The 16,028-nt window shown below is 71.5% G+C and carries 15 protein-coding genes and 1 pseudogene; 1 reads left to right on the top strand and 15 read right to left on the bottom strand.

What is annotated here, in order from left to right; translation table 11 throughout:
- Positions 1 to 7: 7 nt before the first annotated feature.
- The 12 genes and pseudogenes from ACRAWB_RS03795 to ACRAWB_RS03850 form a co-directional block, all read right to left on the bottom strand.
- Positions 8 to 1,180, bottom strand: coding sequence for an APC family permease (locus ACRAWB_RS03795; RefSeq protein WP_431352703.1), 1,173 nt, complete (start codon positions 1,178 to 1,180; stop codon positions 8 to 10).
- A gap of 83 nt (positions 1,181 to 1,263) precedes the next feature.
- Entirely contained in the window at positions 1,264 to 1,569 is a 306-nt protein-coding gene (locus ACRAWB_RS03800) for an NAD-binding protein (protein WP_431352704.1), read from the bottom strand.
- Positions 1,570 to 1,713: 144 nt separating this feature from the next.
- A pseudogene (locus tag ACRAWB_RS03805) lies at positions 1,714 to 2,105 on the bottom strand (NAD(P)-binding domain-containing protein); the annotation flags it as partial.
- 45 nt (positions 2,106 to 2,150) lie between these two features.
- A complete protein-coding gene (locus ACRAWB_RS03810; RefSeq protein ID WP_431352128.1) occupies positions 2,151 to 3,374 on the bottom strand; it encodes an RNA polymerase sigma factor in 1,224 nt (407 codons plus the stop codon).
- Positions 3,375 to 3,380: 6 nt separating this feature from the next.
- Positions 3,381 to 3,722, bottom strand: coding sequence for a YciI family protein (locus ACRAWB_RS03815; protein ID WP_363808344.1), 342 nt, complete (start codon positions 3,720 to 3,722; stop codon positions 3,381 to 3,383).
- 71 nt (positions 3,723 to 3,793) lie between these two features.
- Positions 3,794 to 4,852 (bottom strand): glycoside hydrolase family 130 protein, encoded by a 1,059-nt coding sequence (locus ACRAWB_RS03820; RefSeq protein ID WP_431352129.1) that lies wholly within the window; start codon positions 4,850 to 4,852, stop codon positions 3,794 to 3,796.
- Entirely contained in the window at positions 4,849 to 5,871 is a 1,023-nt protein-coding gene (locus tag ACRAWB_RS03825; protein ID WP_431352130.1) for a hypothetical protein, read from the bottom strand. Before ACRAWB_RS03825 ends, ACRAWB_RS03820 begins: the two co-directional genes overlap by 4 nt.
- Positions 5,868 to 6,719, bottom strand: a complete 852-nt coding sequence (locus tag ACRAWB_RS03830) for a carbohydrate ABC transporter permease (protein ID WP_431352705.1) — start codon at positions 6,717 to 6,719, stop codon at positions 5,868 to 5,870. Before ACRAWB_RS03830 ends, ACRAWB_RS03825 begins: the two co-directional genes overlap by 4 nt.
- Positions 6,720 to 6,790: 71 nt before the next feature.
- Positions 6,791 to 7,672, bottom strand: a complete 882-nt coding sequence (locus ACRAWB_RS03835) for a carbohydrate ABC transporter permease (RefSeq protein WP_431352706.1) — start codon at positions 7,670 to 7,672, stop codon at positions 6,791 to 6,793.
- A 76-nt stretch (positions 7,673 to 7,748) separates the two neighbouring features.
- Entirely contained in the window at positions 7,749 to 9,041 is a 1,293-nt protein-coding gene (locus tag ACRAWB_RS03840; RefSeq protein ID WP_431352131.1) for an ABC transporter substrate-binding protein, read from the bottom strand.
- A gap of 28 nt (positions 9,042 to 9,069) precedes the next feature.
- Positions 9,070 to 10,092, bottom strand: coding sequence for a LacI family DNA-binding transcriptional regulator (locus tag ACRAWB_RS03845; RefSeq protein ID WP_431352132.1), 1,023 nt, complete (start codon positions 10,090 to 10,092; stop codon positions 9,070 to 9,072).
- Entirely contained in the window at positions 10,089 to 12,143 is a 2,055-nt protein-coding gene (locus tag ACRAWB_RS03850; protein WP_431352133.1) for a hypothetical protein, read from the bottom strand. Before ACRAWB_RS03850 ends, ACRAWB_RS03845 begins: the two co-directional genes overlap by 4 nt.
- 175 nt (positions 12,144 to 12,318) lie before the next feature.
- On the opposite strand from ACRAWB_RS03850, the gene ACRAWB_RS03855 reads away from it, so the two are divergent.
- On the top strand, positions 12,319 to 13,440 hold the full coding sequence (locus ACRAWB_RS03855; protein ID WP_431352134.1) for a hypothetical protein: 1,122 nt from the start codon (positions 12,319 to 12,321) through the stop codon (positions 13,438 to 13,440).
- A gap of 7 nt (positions 13,441 to 13,447) precedes the next feature.
- On the opposite strand, the gene ACRAWB_RS03860 is transcribed toward ACRAWB_RS03855, so the two are convergent.
- The 3 genes from ACRAWB_RS03860 to ACRAWB_RS03870 all read right to left on the bottom strand — a co-directional run bounded on the left by ACRAWB_RS03860 (position 13,448) and on the right by ACRAWB_RS03870 (position 16,024).
- Positions 13,448 to 13,951 carry a DUF2017 family protein gene (locus tag ACRAWB_RS03860; RefSeq protein ID WP_431352135.1) on the bottom strand — a complete coding sequence of 168 codons (504 nt, stop codon included), beginning with the start codon at positions 13,949 to 13,951 and terminating at the stop codon, positions 13,448 to 13,450.
- Positions 13,948 to 14,172, bottom strand: a complete 225-nt coding sequence (gene clpS, locus ACRAWB_RS03865) for an ATP-dependent Clp protease adapter ClpS (RefSeq protein ID WP_431352136.1) — start codon at positions 14,170 to 14,172, stop codon at positions 13,948 to 13,950. Before clpS ends, ACRAWB_RS03860 begins: the two co-directional genes overlap by 4 nt.
- Positions 14,173 to 14,248: 76 nt before the next feature.
- Positions 14,249 to 16,024, bottom strand: coding sequence for a glycoside hydrolase family 15 protein (locus tag ACRAWB_RS03870; protein WP_431352137.1), 1,776 nt, complete (start codon positions 16,022 to 16,024; stop codon positions 14,249 to 14,251).
- Between the last annotated feature and the right edge of the window lie 4 nt (positions 16,025 to 16,028).

Here is a 16,028-nt window from a genome sequence, read left to right on the forward strand (position 1 = left end):
GCCGCCCTCACCGCACCAGCCGCAGCCGGATCCAGCGGTACGCGAGCCCGACGACGACGACCACGAGCCCCGCCACGATCGACCCGATCGGGAGCGCCGCGACGAGGACGACGCAGCCGACCGCCCCGGCCGCCGCGAGGAACCGCGGGTAGCGACGATGATCGCGGGACTGCGTCCACGCCGACGCGTTCGCGACGAAGTAGTAGAGCAGCACGCCGAAGCTCGAGAACCCGATCGCGCCGCGGAGGTCGGTGACCGCGACCAGGATGCACACGACGAGACCCAGAACGAGTTCGGCCCGGTACGGGACGCGGAAGCGCGGATGCACGGCCGCGAGCCAGGACGGGAGGTCCCGGGTGCGCGCCATGGCCAGCGTGGTGCGGCCGATCCCAGCGATCATCGCGAGGAGGGCCCCCAGAGCCGCAGCGGAAGCGCCGACGGCGATCACGGCCCCCGGCCACGCGGCGCCGGTCGTGTCGGCGACCGCGCCGAGGGGCGCGGGGGCGGAGGCGAGACCCGCGGGTCCCAGCGCGTGCAGGGCGGAGACGGCGACCAGCGCGTAGACGACGAGCGTGATCGCGAGCGCCGTCGTGATCGCGCGCGGGATGGTCCGGGACGGATCCATCACCTCCTCGCCCATCGTGGCCACCCGGGCGTACCCGGCGAACGCGAAGAACAGGAACCCGGCCGACTGCAGCACGCCGTAGAGAGTGACCGGCACCCCCGGGAGCGACGCCGAACCGGACGTGTGCGTGAAGCCGACGACCACCGCGACCGCCAGCGCGAGCAGCGACACCACGACCAGGATGCGGGTGACCAGCGCCGTCCGGGTGACGCCGAGCGTGTTGACGACCGTCAAGGCGGCGACGGCGAGGATGGCGACCGGCTTCACCCAGGCAGCGGGGACGGCGTAGGTGGCGAAGGTGATCGCCATCGCCGCCGAGCTGGCGGTCTTGCCGATGACGAAGGACCAGCCGGCGAGGAATCCGGGCCATTCGCCCAGCCGCTCCCGGCCGTAGACGTAGGTGCCGCCGGAAGTCGGGTACTGGGCGGCGAGCTGCGCGGAGGACGTGGCGTTGCAGAACGCGATGAAGCCGGCGATCAGGAGCCCGACCAACAGGCCGGCGCCGGCCGCCGCGGCGGCGGGGGCGAACGCCGAGAAGATGCCGGCGCCGATCATGGAGCCGAGGCCGATGACCACCGCGTCGCCGAGGGTCAGGCGCCGGGCGAGCTGGCCGTTCGTCACAGGCCGAGCGTAGCGCGTCAGCGGTCGCGGGCGATCACGGAGAAGTCCTCGTCGCCGTGGCCCGCATCCACCGCGCGCTGCAGCTCGGCGGCGACCAGGGCGGCGGCCGGGAGCGGGGTGTCGGCGGTGGAGAGCATGAGCCGGAGGTCCTTGGCGAGGAGGGCCGCGGAGAACTGCGTGTCCCCGAAGTCGCCGGACGCCACGACCGGTCCCTTCATCGCGGCGATGGGCGCGATCGTGGTCAGCGGGAGGACGCCCAGCACCTCATCCGTGGAGAGCCCGCCGGCGCGACCGAGGCGCAGGGTCTCGCTCAGCGCCTCCATCGAGATGGCCAGCGCGAGGTTGGCGACCAGCTTGGCCGACGCCGCCTTCGCGGGCGCGTCGAAGGTGCGGATCTTGTCGGGGTCGGCCCACAGGCTGACGATGCCGCGCGCCTCGCGGACGTCGTCGTGCGCCCCGCCGATGAGCACGGCCAGGCTGCCGGCGCGAGCCGGTGCCAGCGACCCGACGACGGGCGAATGGACGTACCGCACGCCACGACCCGATGCCCAGGCGGCGAAGTCGTCGGCGTCCGAAGGCGCGACGGTGGTCACGTCGATCCACAACGCGCCCGAGGGGATGTCGAGGCCGGGGTCCACGATCGTCTCGCGCACCGCGTCCGGGCCGAACAGCACGGAGACGACCACGGCGGCGCCTGCGACCGCCTCCTCGGGGAGGACGCGATCCGCGCGCCGCGGCGGCCGACGGTCTCGGTGGGGCCGGGCGAGCGGTTCCACGCGGTGACCGTGTGGCCGGCGTCGATCAGGTGGGTGACGAGCTCCCGGCCCATACGGCCGAGTCCGAGCAGCGCGATGTCCATGCCGTCCACTGTGCGCCTGCCGCAGCGCCCGCGGAAGGGGTGCGCTCAGACCGGGAGGGCGGCGCGACGGCGGAGCAGGAAGGCGCGCTCGGCCTCGTTGGCGGACAGCGCGGCGGCGGCGTCGTATTCGGCGGCGGACTCCGCCGGCCGGTCGGCCCGAGCGAGCAGCCCGGCCCGCACGCCGTGCAGCAGGTAGAACCGGGCGAGCGGTTCGCGCAGCGGCTCGACCGCCTCGAGTGCAGCGGCGGGACCGTCCACCTCGGCCACGGCGACCGCGCGATTGAGCGCGACGATCGGCGTCGGCGCGACGGTGAGGAGCTGGTCGTACAGCGCGACGATCTGCGGCCAGTCCGTCTCCTCGGCGCTGCGTGCGTCGGCATGCACCGCCTGAATGGCCGCCTGCAGCTGGTAAGGACCGGGCCGTCCGCGCCGCAGGCAGTCCCGCACCAGCGCATGGCCTTCCGCGATCAGGTCCCGCTTCCACAGCGAGCGGTCCTGCTCGGGGAGCGGCACGAGCTCGCCGGTGTCGTCGACACGGGTGGCGCGGCGCGCATCCACGAGCAGCAGCAGGGCCAGCAGCCCCAGCACCTCCTCCTCGTCCGGCAGCAGCGAACGCAGCACGCGGGCGAGCCGCACCGCTTCGTCGCACAGTTCCTCGCGCACCAGCCGGTCGCCCGCCGACGCGGCATAGCCCTCGCTGAAGATCAGGTACAGCACGGCCAGCACCGACCGCAGCCGCCCGGGCAGATCTCCCGCCGAGGGAATGCGGTACGGGATGCGCGCGTCGCGGATCTTGGCCTTGGCCCGGGAGATGCGCTGCGCCATGGTCGGCTCGGGCACCAGGAACGCTCGTGCGATCTCCGCGGTGGAGAGTCCGCCGAGGAGCCGCAGCGTCAGCGCGACACGCGCCTCGGGGGAGAGAGCCGGGTGGCAGCAGGTGAAGATGAGGCGCAGGCGGTCGTCGGGGATGTCGTCGGGCTCCGCGGTCGGCTCCCAAAGCAGTGCGAGCTGCACCGCCTCCGCCTCGCGCGACCGGCCCACCCCTTCGCGTCGCAGCCGGTCGATCGCCCGCCGCCGGGCGGTGGTGATGATCCAGCCGGCGGGCGCGGGCGGGATGCCGTCGCGCGGCCAGCGCTCGGCCGCGACCGCGAACGCCTCCTGCACCGCGTCCTCGGCGCCGTCGAGGTCGCCGAGGACGCGGTACAGGACGGAGACCGCGCGGCCGTACTCGTAACGGAAGATCCGCGCGATGCGGGCGTCGTCAGCCATCGGGCGTCAGCCGCGGAACGGCCGCACCTCGATGGGCAGGGTGGTCGCCAGCGCGAGCCGGCGTCCCCACTCGAGCGCCGCGTCCAGGTCCGGCACGTCGACGATCGAGAAGCCGCCGAGGTGTTCCTTGCCCTCGGCGAACGGCCCGTCGGTGACGAGCACGTCGCCGTCGGCCGGGCGCAGCACGGTGGCGGACTCCGGTGGGAGCAGGCCGTTGGAGAACACCCACACGCCGGAGGTGCGCATGTCGGCGTCCACCGCGGTCACGTCGCGGTCGATGCGCGCCATCACGTCCGGCTCCGGGATGGGGCCGTCGGGCTCGATGACGCTGAGCAGGTACTGGGTCATGGTGGTGATCCTTCCCGAGCGCCCGGGGCGAAGGGAAGGGCGCTCTCACCGTCTACACGAACGCGACCCCGCTATTTCGACACCTCGCGCTCCAGCAGTGCCACACCGATCTTGGAGTCGGCCATGCCGTAGAAGACCCAGTCGCGTCCGTCCACCGTCTCGATCGCCGTCGGGAAGACGACGTTCGGCACGATGCCGCTGCGCTCGTCCTCGGTCTCGGCCGCCAGCAGCGGCTCGGAGGTCCGCTGCAGCACACGCCACGGCCCGTCCCCGTCGAGGATCATGGCCCCGGCCGCGTAGTTGACGTTCTTCTGCTGGTCGACCCCGGGCTCCAGCTGTCCGGTGACGCCGTGGTGGAGGAGCAGCCAGCCCTCGGGGACCCGGCGGGGCGCCGGTCCCGCGCCGATCTTGAGCTCTTCGAATGGGAACTCGGGGCCCGCGAGGAACCGGTTCTGCCGCCAGCGCGCCAGCTCGCCGAGGTCGCGCTCGACCGCCTCCACCGGGATGAACGCGATCCAGATGCTGGGGCGCGTCTCGCCCGCCGGCGGATGCTCGCCTTCGCCCGGCCGGATGCCGGAGAGGTCCCAGACCGGCCGGTGCAGCACGGCGAAGCTCGGGGTGCCGTCCGGCGCGGTGACGGGCTCCGGGAAGAACACGGTGTCCTTGTTGTGGAACAGCGACAGGTCGATGCCGATCTCGTCGTCGTACTCGAAGGTGACGGGACCGAGTCTGCGCCACGCGCGCAGGTCGTCGGACACCGCGACGGCCGTGTGCGGGCCGAGCGGTCCGTAGGCGACGTAGGTCATGACGTGCAGCCCGAGCGACGGGATGAACGTGGTGCGCGGATCCTCGACGCCGGCGTTGCTGCGCCCGCGTTCGAACGGCCGGTCGGGCTCGAGCACGACGCCCTGCCGCTCGACCGCGACCGGCGTGCCGTCCTCGAGGATCACGCGGGCGAGCCCGACGCGCGACACGTTGCCCTCGGCCACCAGCCGCGGCAGCAGGTAGAGCTCGCCGTCGGGTCCGCGGCCGGAGGCGGGATTGAGCACCCCCTCCGCCTCGAGCGGGTCGCCTTCGACCGGCGTCATCACGACGCCGGCGCGGGTCAGCCGATACGGAAACGGGGTCATGCGTCCACCTCCCGGTAGAAATAGAGTTCGCGTTCGCCGGCGGGGGCGTCCCAGCCCTGCGCGAAGGACCAGCGGCCGCCGATCTTCTGCAGGCCGCCCCAGGCGAGGGAGCCGCCGCGGTTCATCGCACGCTGCGTGAACGGATCGTCCAGCGCGTACAGGGCCTGGGCGGCGGCGAAGTCGCCGTGCTCGTCGGCGTAGAAGAAGTCGAGGACGAGGTCGTCGCCGTCGACGGCCGCGCAGGCCACCTCGTAGAGGGAGCCGTTCAACGGCGACAGGTCGAGGTACGGCCGCGTCCCGAAGCGCCAGTCGAGTCCGTCCGCCGAGCGGCCGACGGTCGGCCGGCCGCCGCATCCCTCCGAGAGGAACATCAGGTACTCGCCGCCGATCCGCACCGCGCGCCCGGCGGCGTCGCGCGGGAGGACCGCGCCCTTCGCCCAGTACTCGGACACGTCGTACGGGACGACGAGCCCACGCTTCTCCCAGTGCTCGAGGTCGTCCGAGACGGCGGACATGATGTCCACCGCGACCGACCCGTCCTCGCGCCGCCAGATGGCGTTGTAGAAGAGGACGTACCCGTCGTCCAGTGCGTAGACCTTCGGGTCCTCGCAGCCCAGTGCCTCGTTCGCGAGGGTCGGGTAGACGATGGGATTGAGCGGCGAATCCGTCCACACGCCGTCACGGCGGACGGCGTGGCCGATCCGGCTCGCGGTCGACTCCTTCCGCGGCGACGCCCGGTAGATCAGGTGCAGCTCGTCGCCGCGCTCGATCACGGTCGGATTGAAGATCGAGTCGCTGGTCCATCCGATCCCGGTCGGGTCCTCCCACTGGCCGTCCAGCCGGAAGGTCAGCGACGGGTCCCGCTCGAACGGCCCGATCGCCCACGAGGGGCGCTCGGCGTAGTGCGCCGAGAACTGATCGGTCGAGATGCGGTCGGTCAGGGCGTTGCTGTGCGCCAGTGCCTCGCGGTAGCTGGCGAGCAGCGCCGCCTGGTCGACGGCCGTGTCCACCCCGCTCATCCCTTCACCGACGAGCCGAGGTCGCTGGACGTGAAGTACCGCTGGAACACGATGAACAGCACCACGACCGGGGCCGCGAGCACGACCGCACCCGCCAGGATGGCGCCGTACGGGTTCGCGGTCGAGCTCGAGACGTTCGAGATGTAGTTGGCGAGCGAGACGGCCAGGGGCTGCAGGCTCGCGTCCTTGGTGATCAGGAACGGCCAGAGGAATTCGTTCCACGGCCCGATGAAGGTGAGCAGCAGCGCCGTGACCAGCGCGGGACGCACCAGCGGGAGCGCGATTCGCCACAGGAGCCGGAACTCGCCCGCGCCGTCCACCCGGGCGGCGTCGAACAGCTCCCGGGGAAGCTGCAGGAAGTACTGACGGAAGATCAGCACGGCCGCGGAGTTGATGAGGAAGGGCAGGATCATGCCGAGGTAGTTGTCGGCCAGCCCGTAACTGCGGGCGATGAGCACGTACAGGGGGATCATCAGCAGCTGGAACGGGATGGTCTGCACCAGCAGCGCCAGGGCGAACGTCGCCCCGCGGCCGCGCCACTGCAGGATCGCGAGGGCGTACCCGGCGAGAACGCCGAAGACGACCGTCCCGAGCAGCACCCCGCCGGTGAAGATCCCGGAGTTGATCAGGCCCTGCACGAGGTCGATGCGCGAGTCGATGTTCACGTAGTTGTTGAGCGTCAGATTGGACGGGTTGGGGAATGCTCCCGCGACCGTCGTGTTCGGCGACGCCTGCAGCGATCCCACCACCATGTAATAGAAGGGGAACAGGAACGCGATGGCTCCGATGGTCAGCACGATCCCCTGCACGATGGCCTGGCCGCGGCTGAGGCTTCGGGCGCCCGCCATGTCGTGGCGCTTCGCTCGTGGACTGCGCGTGGGCGGCGGCGCCGGCTCCAAGCGCTGATTCGTCTGGGTCATCAGTCCCTCCCTCCGACGAAGCGGTTCTGCAGCCAGCCGATGATGAGCACGCCGATCACGAGCACGATGCCGATGGCGGCGGCGTAGCCGGGGTGCCCCTGCTGGATGCCCTGCTGGTAGACGAGGAGCACCGGGCTCGCCGAATGCCCGTCCGGACCGCCGCCTCCGGTGAGGAGGTACGGCTCGGTGAACAGGTTCGCGCCGGTGATCGTGGACAGCAGCAGCACGAGCACCGTCGCCGAACGCACGCCCGGGACGGTGACCGAGAAGAACTGACGCACCTTGCCGGCGCCGTCGGTCGCCGCGGACTCGTAGAGCTCGGTCGGCACGTTCTGCAGTGCGGCGAGGTACAGCAGGATGTAGAACCCGAGGCCCTTCCACGTCACGTAGATCGCGATGGTGGGCATGGCCAGCACGGGGCTCGAGAGCCAGCTGGGGCTGGGCGCGAGCGGACCGAGGATGTTGTTGATCAGGCCGTTCTGGCCGAAGAGGAACAGCCAGACGCCGATGATCGCGACGCTCGCCGTGACATAGGGCACGTAGTAGCTCGTCCGCAGGAACGTCCGGAACCGCGTGATGCTGTTGAGCCCGGAGGCGAGCAGCAGCGACAGCACGACGGTCAGCGGGACGTTGATGATCAGGAAGATGCCGACGTTGCCGAACGACTGCAGCACCGCCGGGTCGGTGAAGACCTGGATGTAGTTGTCCAGGCCCACGAACGGCTGGGTGACGTTCGCGCCGGGCGCCGCGAAGAAGTAGTCGAAGAACGACATGTACACCGCGAAGCACAGCGGGAACGCGTAGATGACCAGCACGAACACGATGTACGGCGCACCGAACAGCCAGCCCAGCGGGTTCCTGCCGAGGACGCGCTGCACGATCGGCGCGCGACGGCGCCGGCCGGGACCGGCGGCGGGCGCGGTGCCCGCCGCCGGGGAGCAGAGGTGGTGGTCATGGCTACTTCTGGGCCTGCAGCTTGTCGATCTTCTGGGCGGCGGCCTTGAAGGCGTCCTCCACCGAGCCGCTGCCGTTCACGACCGCCTTCGTGTAGGCGTCGCGCAGGGCCTGCATCTGGGCGATGGTGTTGGTGCCCGTCGGGTCGTCCGTGGTGTGCGCGCTCTGGGCTCCGAACTCCTTGTAGTCCGGGTGGGCGTTGAAGTAGTCGGCGTAGGTGGTGGCCACGTCGGAGCGGATCGGCATCTGGCCGGTCACATCCAGCAGCTTGCCGTCCTGCTCCTTGCTGGTCGCGAACTTGATGACGTCCCACGCCGTGCCCTGGTTCTTGCACGACGTGTACATGCCGATGTTCTTCGCGTCGGGGAAGGTGTACGTCTCGTCCGCGGACTTGCCGTCCTTGGTCGGGACGGGGACGGAGCCCCACTGCACCTTGTCGCCGTAGAACGCGATCGCCCACGGTCCGACGATGGCCATGGCGGACTTGCCGTCCGCGAAGGCGTCGCCCTGGTACTGCTCCTTGCCGGCCAGACCGTCGCTGTAGATCTGCTTCCAGAAGTTCGCCACATCCAGCGAGTCCTGGCCCGTGATCGTGGCCTTCCCGTTCTCGATGAACGTCTTGCCTCCGGTCTCAGCGGCCAGCAGCGGCAGGTAGTCGAAGTTCACCTGGAAGAACTCGCTCGTCGGCGCCGGGTAGATCGCATAGGGCGCGGCACCCGACGACTTGATCTTCTGCGCGGCGGCGAGGAAGTCGGCGTACGTCGAGAGCTTCGGGTTCTCCGCGTCGAGCCCGGCCTTCTGGAAGATGGCCTTGTTGTAGAAGATCATGACCGGGTTCTGCTTCCAGGGCATCTGGTAGTAGTCGCCGTCGGCCGACTTGTACTGCTTGGCCGCATCTCCGCTTCGGGCCTCGATGTACTTTGCGCCGTCGGAGAACTTCGACAGGTCGACCAGGCCGCCCTGCTTCTGCCACTGGCCGGTGGCCGCGGGGAGGTTGTTGAACACCAGGCAGGGAGTGGTCCCTGCGGTGATGGCCGCGCCGATGACCTCCTCGGTGCTCTTGCCGGCCGGGACCTCCTGGGCCTTGATCTTCTCCTTCGGGTGCGCGGAGTTCCAGGCCGAGACCATGGCCTTGCCCCACTGCACCTCCTGCTCGTTGTTCGAGTACCAGATGGTGATGGGGCCGTGCGCCTTCATGGCGTCACCTCCGCCGCCGCCGCTGGAGCCGCAGGCGGCGAGGGTTCCGGCGACGATGCCGGCGGTGACGAGCGAGACGGCGATTCTGCGCATTCGCATGGTGTGCCTTTCGATGGGGTTGCGGGGTTCAGCGACCGGCCGGCGGCGCCGTGGAGGCGCGCACCACCAGCCGTGCCGGAGGGAGGGCGACGTCGCCCGGTTCGCCGTCCTCCACCAGCCGCAGCAGCGCGGTGGCGGCGGCCTGTCCGAAGCCGGCCGGGTCGTTGTCGAGGGTGGTGAGGGAGGGGTAGACGTAGGACCCGATCTGGGACCCGTCCAACCCGGTGACCGAGAGCTCGCCCGGAAGGTCGAGCCCGCGTTCGTGGGCGACGCCCATCCCGGCGATCGCCATGGGGTCGTTCCCGTAGACGATGGCGGTCGGGCGGTCCTCCCCGTCGAGCAGCGCGGCGGTGGCGGCGGCGCCCTGCTCGGGGGAGAAGTCGGTGGGGACGATGACGGGAGTGAGTCCTGCCTCGTGCACGGCCCGCTCGAAGCGCTCGCGGCGGCGACGGCCGTGCAGCATCCGCTCGTCGCCCGAGACGTGGGCGATGCGGCGGTGGCCGAGGCCCACGAGGTGCGCGACGAGGTCGTCGATGCCGGGGTCGTAGTCCCGGGTGACCGCGGGGAAGGGGCTGCCGCCGAGCGGTTCGCCGAGCGAGACCGCGAACGAGCCGAGGCGTTCGATGAGCGGGATGCGGGCATCCTCGGCCAGCAGGTCGGTGAGCAGGAAGCCGTCGACGCGCTTGTCGGCCGCGAGCCGTTCGTAGGCGCGCTCCTCGGCCGCCGCATCGGGCACCATCGTCAGGACGAGGACGTTGCCCCGATCGGAGAGGACGGCCTCGACACCGGCGATGAAGCCCGCGAAGAACGGGTCCACCTCGATGGTGCGCGGCTCGCGCCGGAGCACGAGGCCCAGCGCGTAGGCACGGCGCGTGGTCAGCCCGCGGGCGCCGGGATGCGGCGTCCAGCCGAGCTCACGAGCGGTCTGCAGGATGCGCTCCCGGGTCTCGGTCTTGACGCCCGGCCGGTCGTTGAGCGTCAGCGAGACCAGCGACTTGCTCACGCCCGCCGCCCGCGCGACGTCGTTGATGGTGACGTTGGCCGGGCTCACTTGGGCGTCACCACCGTGAACCCGCCCGGCTGCACGAGCACGAAACCGTGGGCGCCGACGGTCTGGGTGCGCCCGACCTGGCGTCCCGAGGAGTCGTAGCTCGTCGCGGTGACCGGGCCGGCGCCTGCGAGCTTGTGCGGGACCGGGACGTTCGTCGCGTTCACGTACACGTCGAGTGCGCCGGAACCCGCCAGGCCGAGGTGCGACACGATCGGCTGCACGAGGAGGGCATCCAGCCGCGCGGTGCCCGACACCCTCGCGGTGACGCTCGTCGCCTGCGCGGGGACCGGGACGGGCAGCGTCTGCGGGAGCAGGAACACCGGGCTGGGCGCGATGCCCTGCTCGCCCGGGCGGACGTTGTCGGTGCGGACGAGCGGGAGGGCGACGCGGCCCACGGAGGCGGTCCAGCTCGTGGTGCCGGAGCCGCCGGGTCCGAGGTCGGCGATCGGCAGGATCCGCGCGGCCGGGTGGCCGGCCGGAAGTCCGATGGTCACCGTCGAGCCGTCGCCGGCCTGGAGATAGGCTCCGCCCGACCAGTTGGCCGAACCGGTCCACGCCGAGGGCGGGGTCACCGTGGTGACCGGGCCGGTCGTCGTGCCGCTCTCGGCCTCGACGACGCTCAGCCCCTCGGTGGCGGTGGTGCGGGTCAGAGCGGTGGCCGTGCGGGCGATCGCGGGATGCGCATCCAGCGCCAGCATGCTGAGCTGGGTATGGATCGCCGACTCCGCGCCGCAGTTGCGGTTGACCGTGCCGTCCGCCGCGATGCCGTCGACGCACACGCCGGTCGCCGGGTCGTAGGCGGGGGTCCCTGCGCGGTTGGCGCCGAAGTACCAGGCCGCCTGCGCCCCCGCCAGCGCGGCGAGGCCGGAGGCGCCGGTCGCGTCGGACGCGGCCACCAGCCCCTCGAGGCGCGAGTCGACCCCGTACGCGATCTGCGTGCGATCGGCGGGGGTCGGCGTCCAGCCGTTGTCCGGTCCGCCCGTCGCCAGGAGCTGGGCGGTGAACTGCGCGAGGTCGGTGGTCGCCGCCTTCTGCAGCCCGCTGTCGTGGAGGACGCCGGCTGCTGCGGTCAGGGCGGCGGGCTGCATGCCGGCCCAGGCATGCCAGAACGTGGGGGAGTTCGCCTCGGGCAGCAGCGCACCGAACGGCCACTGGCCGACACCGCCGCTCTGCAGCTTCGCGATGCCCTCGCTGTAGTGCGCGAGTGCGGTGCGCGCGGCGGTGTCACCGGGAGCGGCGGCGGCGAACGCGCTCAGGCCGAGGACCGCCTCGGCGGTCGCTCCGGCGCTGCCGACGATCAGCCAGCCGGGCACCGTGACACCGTTGGCGACCTGCGTCTGCGGGTACTGCGCGAGCGACTGGCGCTGGAGCGCGCCGAGCGCGAGGTGCATCCGGTCGGCGAGGAAGGACGCGAACGCCGGGTCGGCGCTCCGGAAGCCGGCGTAGCCCTCGCCGAGCGCCCAGACGGTGCGCGCCAGCCAGAACGACTCGGCGGAGTCGGACGGGTCGGGCAGCTCTTTCGGGATGGCGGACGGGTTGAGCGTGCCGTCGTGCTGCTGCCAGAGGACGACGTTGCCCGCGTTCGGCCCGTCGGCGGTCTGGAGGTAGGTGAGCGAGCGGAGCAGTTCGTAGGCGGTGGTCCTGCTGGACGCGGTGCCGTTCTGCTTCCAGTCGCGGAGGTAGACGACGGCGGCGCGCGAGATGTCGTCGGCGTCGTACGCGCCCTGGGCGTACCAGCCACGAGCCGGGTCGGTGATCGGGCCGCCGCCGACGCGGTGGAAGCTGCCGTCGGCCTGCCGGTCGGCGTACACCCATGGCGCGCGGGCGGTGGGCTCGTCGGCGGCGCGGTAGGTGGTGTGCCCGGCGACGCCGGGCAGCAGCGGCACGTCGTCGAGCAGGAAGTCGAGGTGCGAGAGGTTCGTGAGCTTCGCCGGCGCTGCGGCGGTCGATGTCGTCGCCTGGGCCGGGATCCCGGCCCCTGTGACCGCCAAGGCGGCGCCCAGGGCGAGGCCGAGGACAGCCTTCTGCATCGTCAGTGTTCGGTTGCGCATCGTTGCGTCCCTTGTGGTCGTTCCCCCGAATGGGGGTCAGCTAAACCGGTTTAAAGGACGGTAGACCCCGTCCGAGAGAAAGTCAATGTGGAGTCTTGTGGAGCCGCCCGCGGCACGACGAGACTGGCCGCACCGCGACCGACCACGCCGCACCGACGGGGCAGGAGGACCACCCGTGGAGTACAAGGACATTCCCACCAAGGCCGACGTCGAGCGGATCGCCGCGATGCGTCAACCCGGCTGCGTCAGCATCTACCTGCCGACCGGGACGACCCCCGCGGAGGCCGACCGCGCGCGCATCGAGCTGAAGAACCACCTCGCCAGCGCCGTCCGGGCGCTCGAGAGGCTGGAGGTGGGGCGGCCGCGCATCCAGTCCATCCAGGCGGAGGGGCAGCGCATCCTCGACGACCGCGACTTCTGGCGCTACCAGTCGCGCTCGCTGGCGGTGTTCCTCGACGGCGACCTGGCCGAGACGTTCCGGCTGCCGAACCGGCTGGGCACCGCGTGCGAGATCGCCGACCGGTTCTACGTCAAGCCGCTGCTGCGAGCGCTGACCTTCCCGCAGTCGGCGCTCATCCTGGCCCTCGCGGGCAATTCGGTGCGGCTGCTCCACATCACGCCCGACCGGCCGCCGGAGCGGATCGACGTGCCCGGGATGCCGCGCGACGTCGCCGACGCGGTCGGCCTGGCCTCGGTGAGCGGCCGCTCGCCGGACGGGCGCATCCAGGGCTCCGAGGGGCAGAAGGTGCGGATGCTGGAGTACGTGCAGGCCATCGAGCGCGCCCTGCACCCGCTGCTGGCCAACTCCACCGAACCGCTCATCCTGGCCGCCGCCGAACCGCTCGCGGGCATCTTCCGCGGGGCAGGGGAGCACCCGCGGCTCGTGCCCGAGACGATTGGCGGCAGCCCGGAGGACAAGACCGACGAGGAGATCGCCACGGCCGCCCGCGGCGTGCTCGACCGGCTCTATGCGAGCAAGGTCGCTGCGCTGCGCGACGCCTACGAGTCCCGGATCGCGGCCGGAACGGCGCTGGTCGACCTCAGTGACATCGCCCGTGCCGCGACGTTCGGCGCTGTCGAGTCGCTGGTGATCGACATCGACCGCCGGGTGCCCGGCACGGTGGACGACGACACGGGAGCGATCACGCTCGGACCGGACGACGCACCGGGGGAGTACGGCGTGGTGGACGAGGTGCTGCGGCGGGCTCTGGCCTCCAAGGCGAAGGTCTACGCCCTCCGCGCGGAGGACGTCCCCGGCGGCGGACCCGCGGCCGCCGCGGTGCGCTACCCGGTCTGACCGCTGCTCAGCGCCGGGGCTGCACCGTCATGACCAGCAGCTCCTGCACGCCGGCGAGCCAGTCGTAGACCGCGCGCTGGAGAGCGGAGTCCTCGTCGTGGATGTCGCCCTCGTCGCCGTCCTCGTGGATGCCGAGCCGAGCCGCGAGCACGAGACGGATGTCCGTGATCGTCCGCAGCCACGCGGTCACCTGCGCCGGGTCGAGCACGGCGACGGCCATCCCGTTTTCACGTCGGGACAGCGACTCGACCATCGCGCGGGCGCTCGCCTCCTTGCGCTCGGCCAGCCCGGCGGCCGTGAAGCGGCGGAACTCGGCCGATGCCTGCGGGTCATCGGGATAGGCGTCGGGCAGCAGCCGGTCGAGGGCCGGGTCGAAGCCGTCGGCGTCCGGGTCGGCGGCCGCTCGCGCCAGCTCGATGGACTGCTCGGCCAGCGAGGTCAGCAGCTCCGCCTCATCCTCGGGGAACCGCGCCGAGACGGTCCCGTCGCGATGCCTTCGGAAGGGGGTCATGCGTCCGCCTTGGTCAGAGTCGCCCACAGGCCGTAATCGTGCATGGCCTCCACGTGCCGCTCCATCTCCTCGCGGGTGCCGGTCGCCACGACCGCCCGGCCCTCGGTGTGCACCAGCATCATCAGCCGCTCGGCCTCCTTGCGCGGGAACCCGAAGTACGTCTGGAAGACGTAGGTCACGTAGCTCATCAGGTTGACGGGGTCGTTCCAGACGATCGTCACCCAGGGGAGCCGAGCTCGAGCAGTTCGTCCGTCCCGGTCTTCTCGAGGGTGCCGGCGCCGGTGGCCGGGGTGGTGCTCACAGCGGCAGGCCGCCGATCGCGTCCGCCGCGCGGACCAACGTCAGGTGGGTCAGCGCCTGCGGGGTGTTGCCCGCATGGGAGCGGCCCTCGACGTCGTATTCCTCGGAGAGCATGCCAACGTCGTTCGCCAGGCTCAGCAGCCGATCCATCATCCGGATGGCGTCGTCGCGGCGGCCCGAGAGCGCGTACTGCTCCACCAGCCAGAACGAGCAGGCCAGGAACGGGTGCTCGCCCGGCGGCAGGCCGTCCACCCCGGACTCGGTGCGGTAGCGCAGCAGCAGGCCGTCGCGGAGGAGGTCGTCCTCGATGGCCTTCACGGTGCCCAGCATCCGCGGGTCGTCGTAGTCGATGTAGCCGACCTGGGCGAGTTGGAGGAGGGACGCGTCCACCTCGGTCGTGCCGAAGTGCTGCACGTAGGTGCCCCGGTGCGCATCCCAGCCGTTCGCCTCGATGTCGGCGCGGATGGCCTCGCGCTCGCGCTTCCAGCGTTCCGCCGGCCCCTCGAGGCCGTACTCCTCGACGGCGCGGACGGCGCAGTCGAACGCGGCCCAGACCAGGGCGCGCGAGTGGACGAAGTGCTGCGGCTTGTCGCGGATCTCCCAGATGCCGTGGTCGGGCTCGCGCCAGTGCTGTTCCAGGTAGTTCATCAGGGCGCGCTGCAGCGCCCACGAGAAGCGCGTCTCGGCGTTCCCCTCGCGGCGGCCGTGGTCGAGGGCGAGCATGACCTCGCCGATCACGTCCGCCTGGAACTGGTTCGAGGCGTCGTTGCCGATGCGCACCGGATGCGCGCCCTGATAGCCCGGGAGGCTGTCGATGATGCGCTCGTCGAGGTCGCGCTCGCCCGCGAGGCCGTACATGATCTGCACGTCGCCCGGGTCGCCGGCGATGGCGCGGAGGAGCCAGTCGCGCCAGTGGTCGACGTAGTCGTTGTAGCCGTGGGCGAGCAGCACGGCGATCGTGAGGGACGCGTCCCTCAGCCACACGTATCGGTAGTCCCAGTTGCGCTCGCCCCCGTAGGCCTCGGGCAGCGAGGTGGTCGCGGAGGCGACGATGCCGCCGGTCTCGAGGTGCGAGAGCGCGCGCAGCAGGAGCAGGGAGCGGACGACCTCGTCGCGGTACGGGCCGTCGTGCTCGCAACCGCTGGCCCAGGTGGTCCACCACTCTCTGGTGTGCTGGATCGAGTGCTCGACGTCGAGCGCCGGGGGAGCGTCCCGGTGCGACGGGAACCAGGTGAGCGTGAGGTCGACCGTCTCGCCGGCGTGGACGGTGAACTCGCCCTCGTGCGCGTGGTTCGTCGGGCGCAGCTGGGCGCCGCGGACGACGATCGCGTCGGGTCCGGCGACCGCGATGAGCGCGTGCGGCTTCTCGGTCTTGTCCTGACGCACCCAGGGGATGGCGGTGGCGTACCCGAAGCGGATGCGCAGATCCTGGTGCATCTTCACCGTCCCGCTCACGCCGCGGACGCGGCGGATGATGTCGGCGCGGTGGTCGTCCATCGGCATCAGGTCGACGACCTCGACCTCGCCCTCGGCGGTCACCCAGCGGGTGACGAGGATCATCGTGTCCTTCTCGTAGCTGCGCGTGCTGGTCGCCTCGGCATCGGCGGGGGCGACCAGCCAGCGGCCGTGGTCCTCGGTGCCGAGCAGCGCGCCGAACATGGAGCGCGAGTCGTAGCGCGGGAGGCACAGCCAGTCGATGCTCCCGTCCTTTCCGACGAGGGCCCCGGTGAAGCAGTCACTGATCAGGGCGTAATCCTCGATGGGGAGCGACATATTC

This window comes from Leifsonia poae (assembly GCF_050632865.1).
Classification (GTDB): domain Bacteria; phylum Actinomycetota; class Actinomycetes; order Actinomycetales; family Microbacteriaceae; genus Leifsonia; species Leifsonia poae_B.

Bases quoted from the DNA above. Each gene is read 5' to 3' on its own strand.
- ACRAWB_RS03795 (WP_431352703.1), bottom strand. From the start codon at position 1,180: ATGATCGGCGCCGGCATCTTCTCGGCGTTCGCCCCCGCCGCCGCGGCG.
- ACRAWB_RS03800 (WP_431352704.1), bottom strand. From the start codon at position 1,569: ATGGAGGCGCTGAGCGAGACCCTGCGCCTCGGTCGCGCCGGCGGGCTC.
- ACRAWB_RS03810 (WP_431352128.1), bottom strand. From the start codon at position 3,374: ATGGCTGACGACGCCCGCATCGCGCGGATCTTCCGTTACGAGTACGGC.
- ACRAWB_RS03815 (WP_363808344.1), bottom strand. From the start codon at position 3,722: ATGACCCAGTACCTGCTCAGCGTCATCGAGCCCGACGGCCCCATCCCG.
- ACRAWB_RS03820 (WP_431352129.1), bottom strand. From the start codon at position 4,852: ATGACCCCGTTTCCGTATCGGCTGACCCGCGCCGGCGTCGTGATGACG.
- ACRAWB_RS03825 (WP_431352130.1), bottom strand. From the start codon at position 5,871: ATGAGCGGGGTGGACACGGCCGTCGACCAGGCGGCGCTGCTCGCCAGC.
- ACRAWB_RS03830 (WP_431352705.1), bottom strand. From the start codon at position 6,719: ATGGCGGGCGCCCGAAGCCTCAGCCGCGGCCAGGCCATCGTGCAGGGG.
- ACRAWB_RS03840 (WP_431352131.1), bottom strand. From the start codon at position 9,041: ATGCGAATGCGCAGAATCGCCGTCTCGCTCGTCACCGCCGGCATCGTC.
- ACRAWB_RS03850 (WP_431352133.1), bottom strand. From the start codon at position 12,143: ATGCGCAACCGAACACTGACGATGCAGAAGGCTGTCCTCGGCCTCGCC.
- ACRAWB_RS03860 (WP_431352135.1), bottom strand. From the start codon at position 13,951: ATGACCCCCTTCCGAAGGCATCGCGACGGGACCGTCTCGGCGCGGTTC.
- ACRAWB_RS03870 (WP_431352137.1), bottom strand. From the start codon at position 16,024: ATGTCGCTCCCCATCGAGGATTACGCCCTGATCAGTGACTGCTTCACC.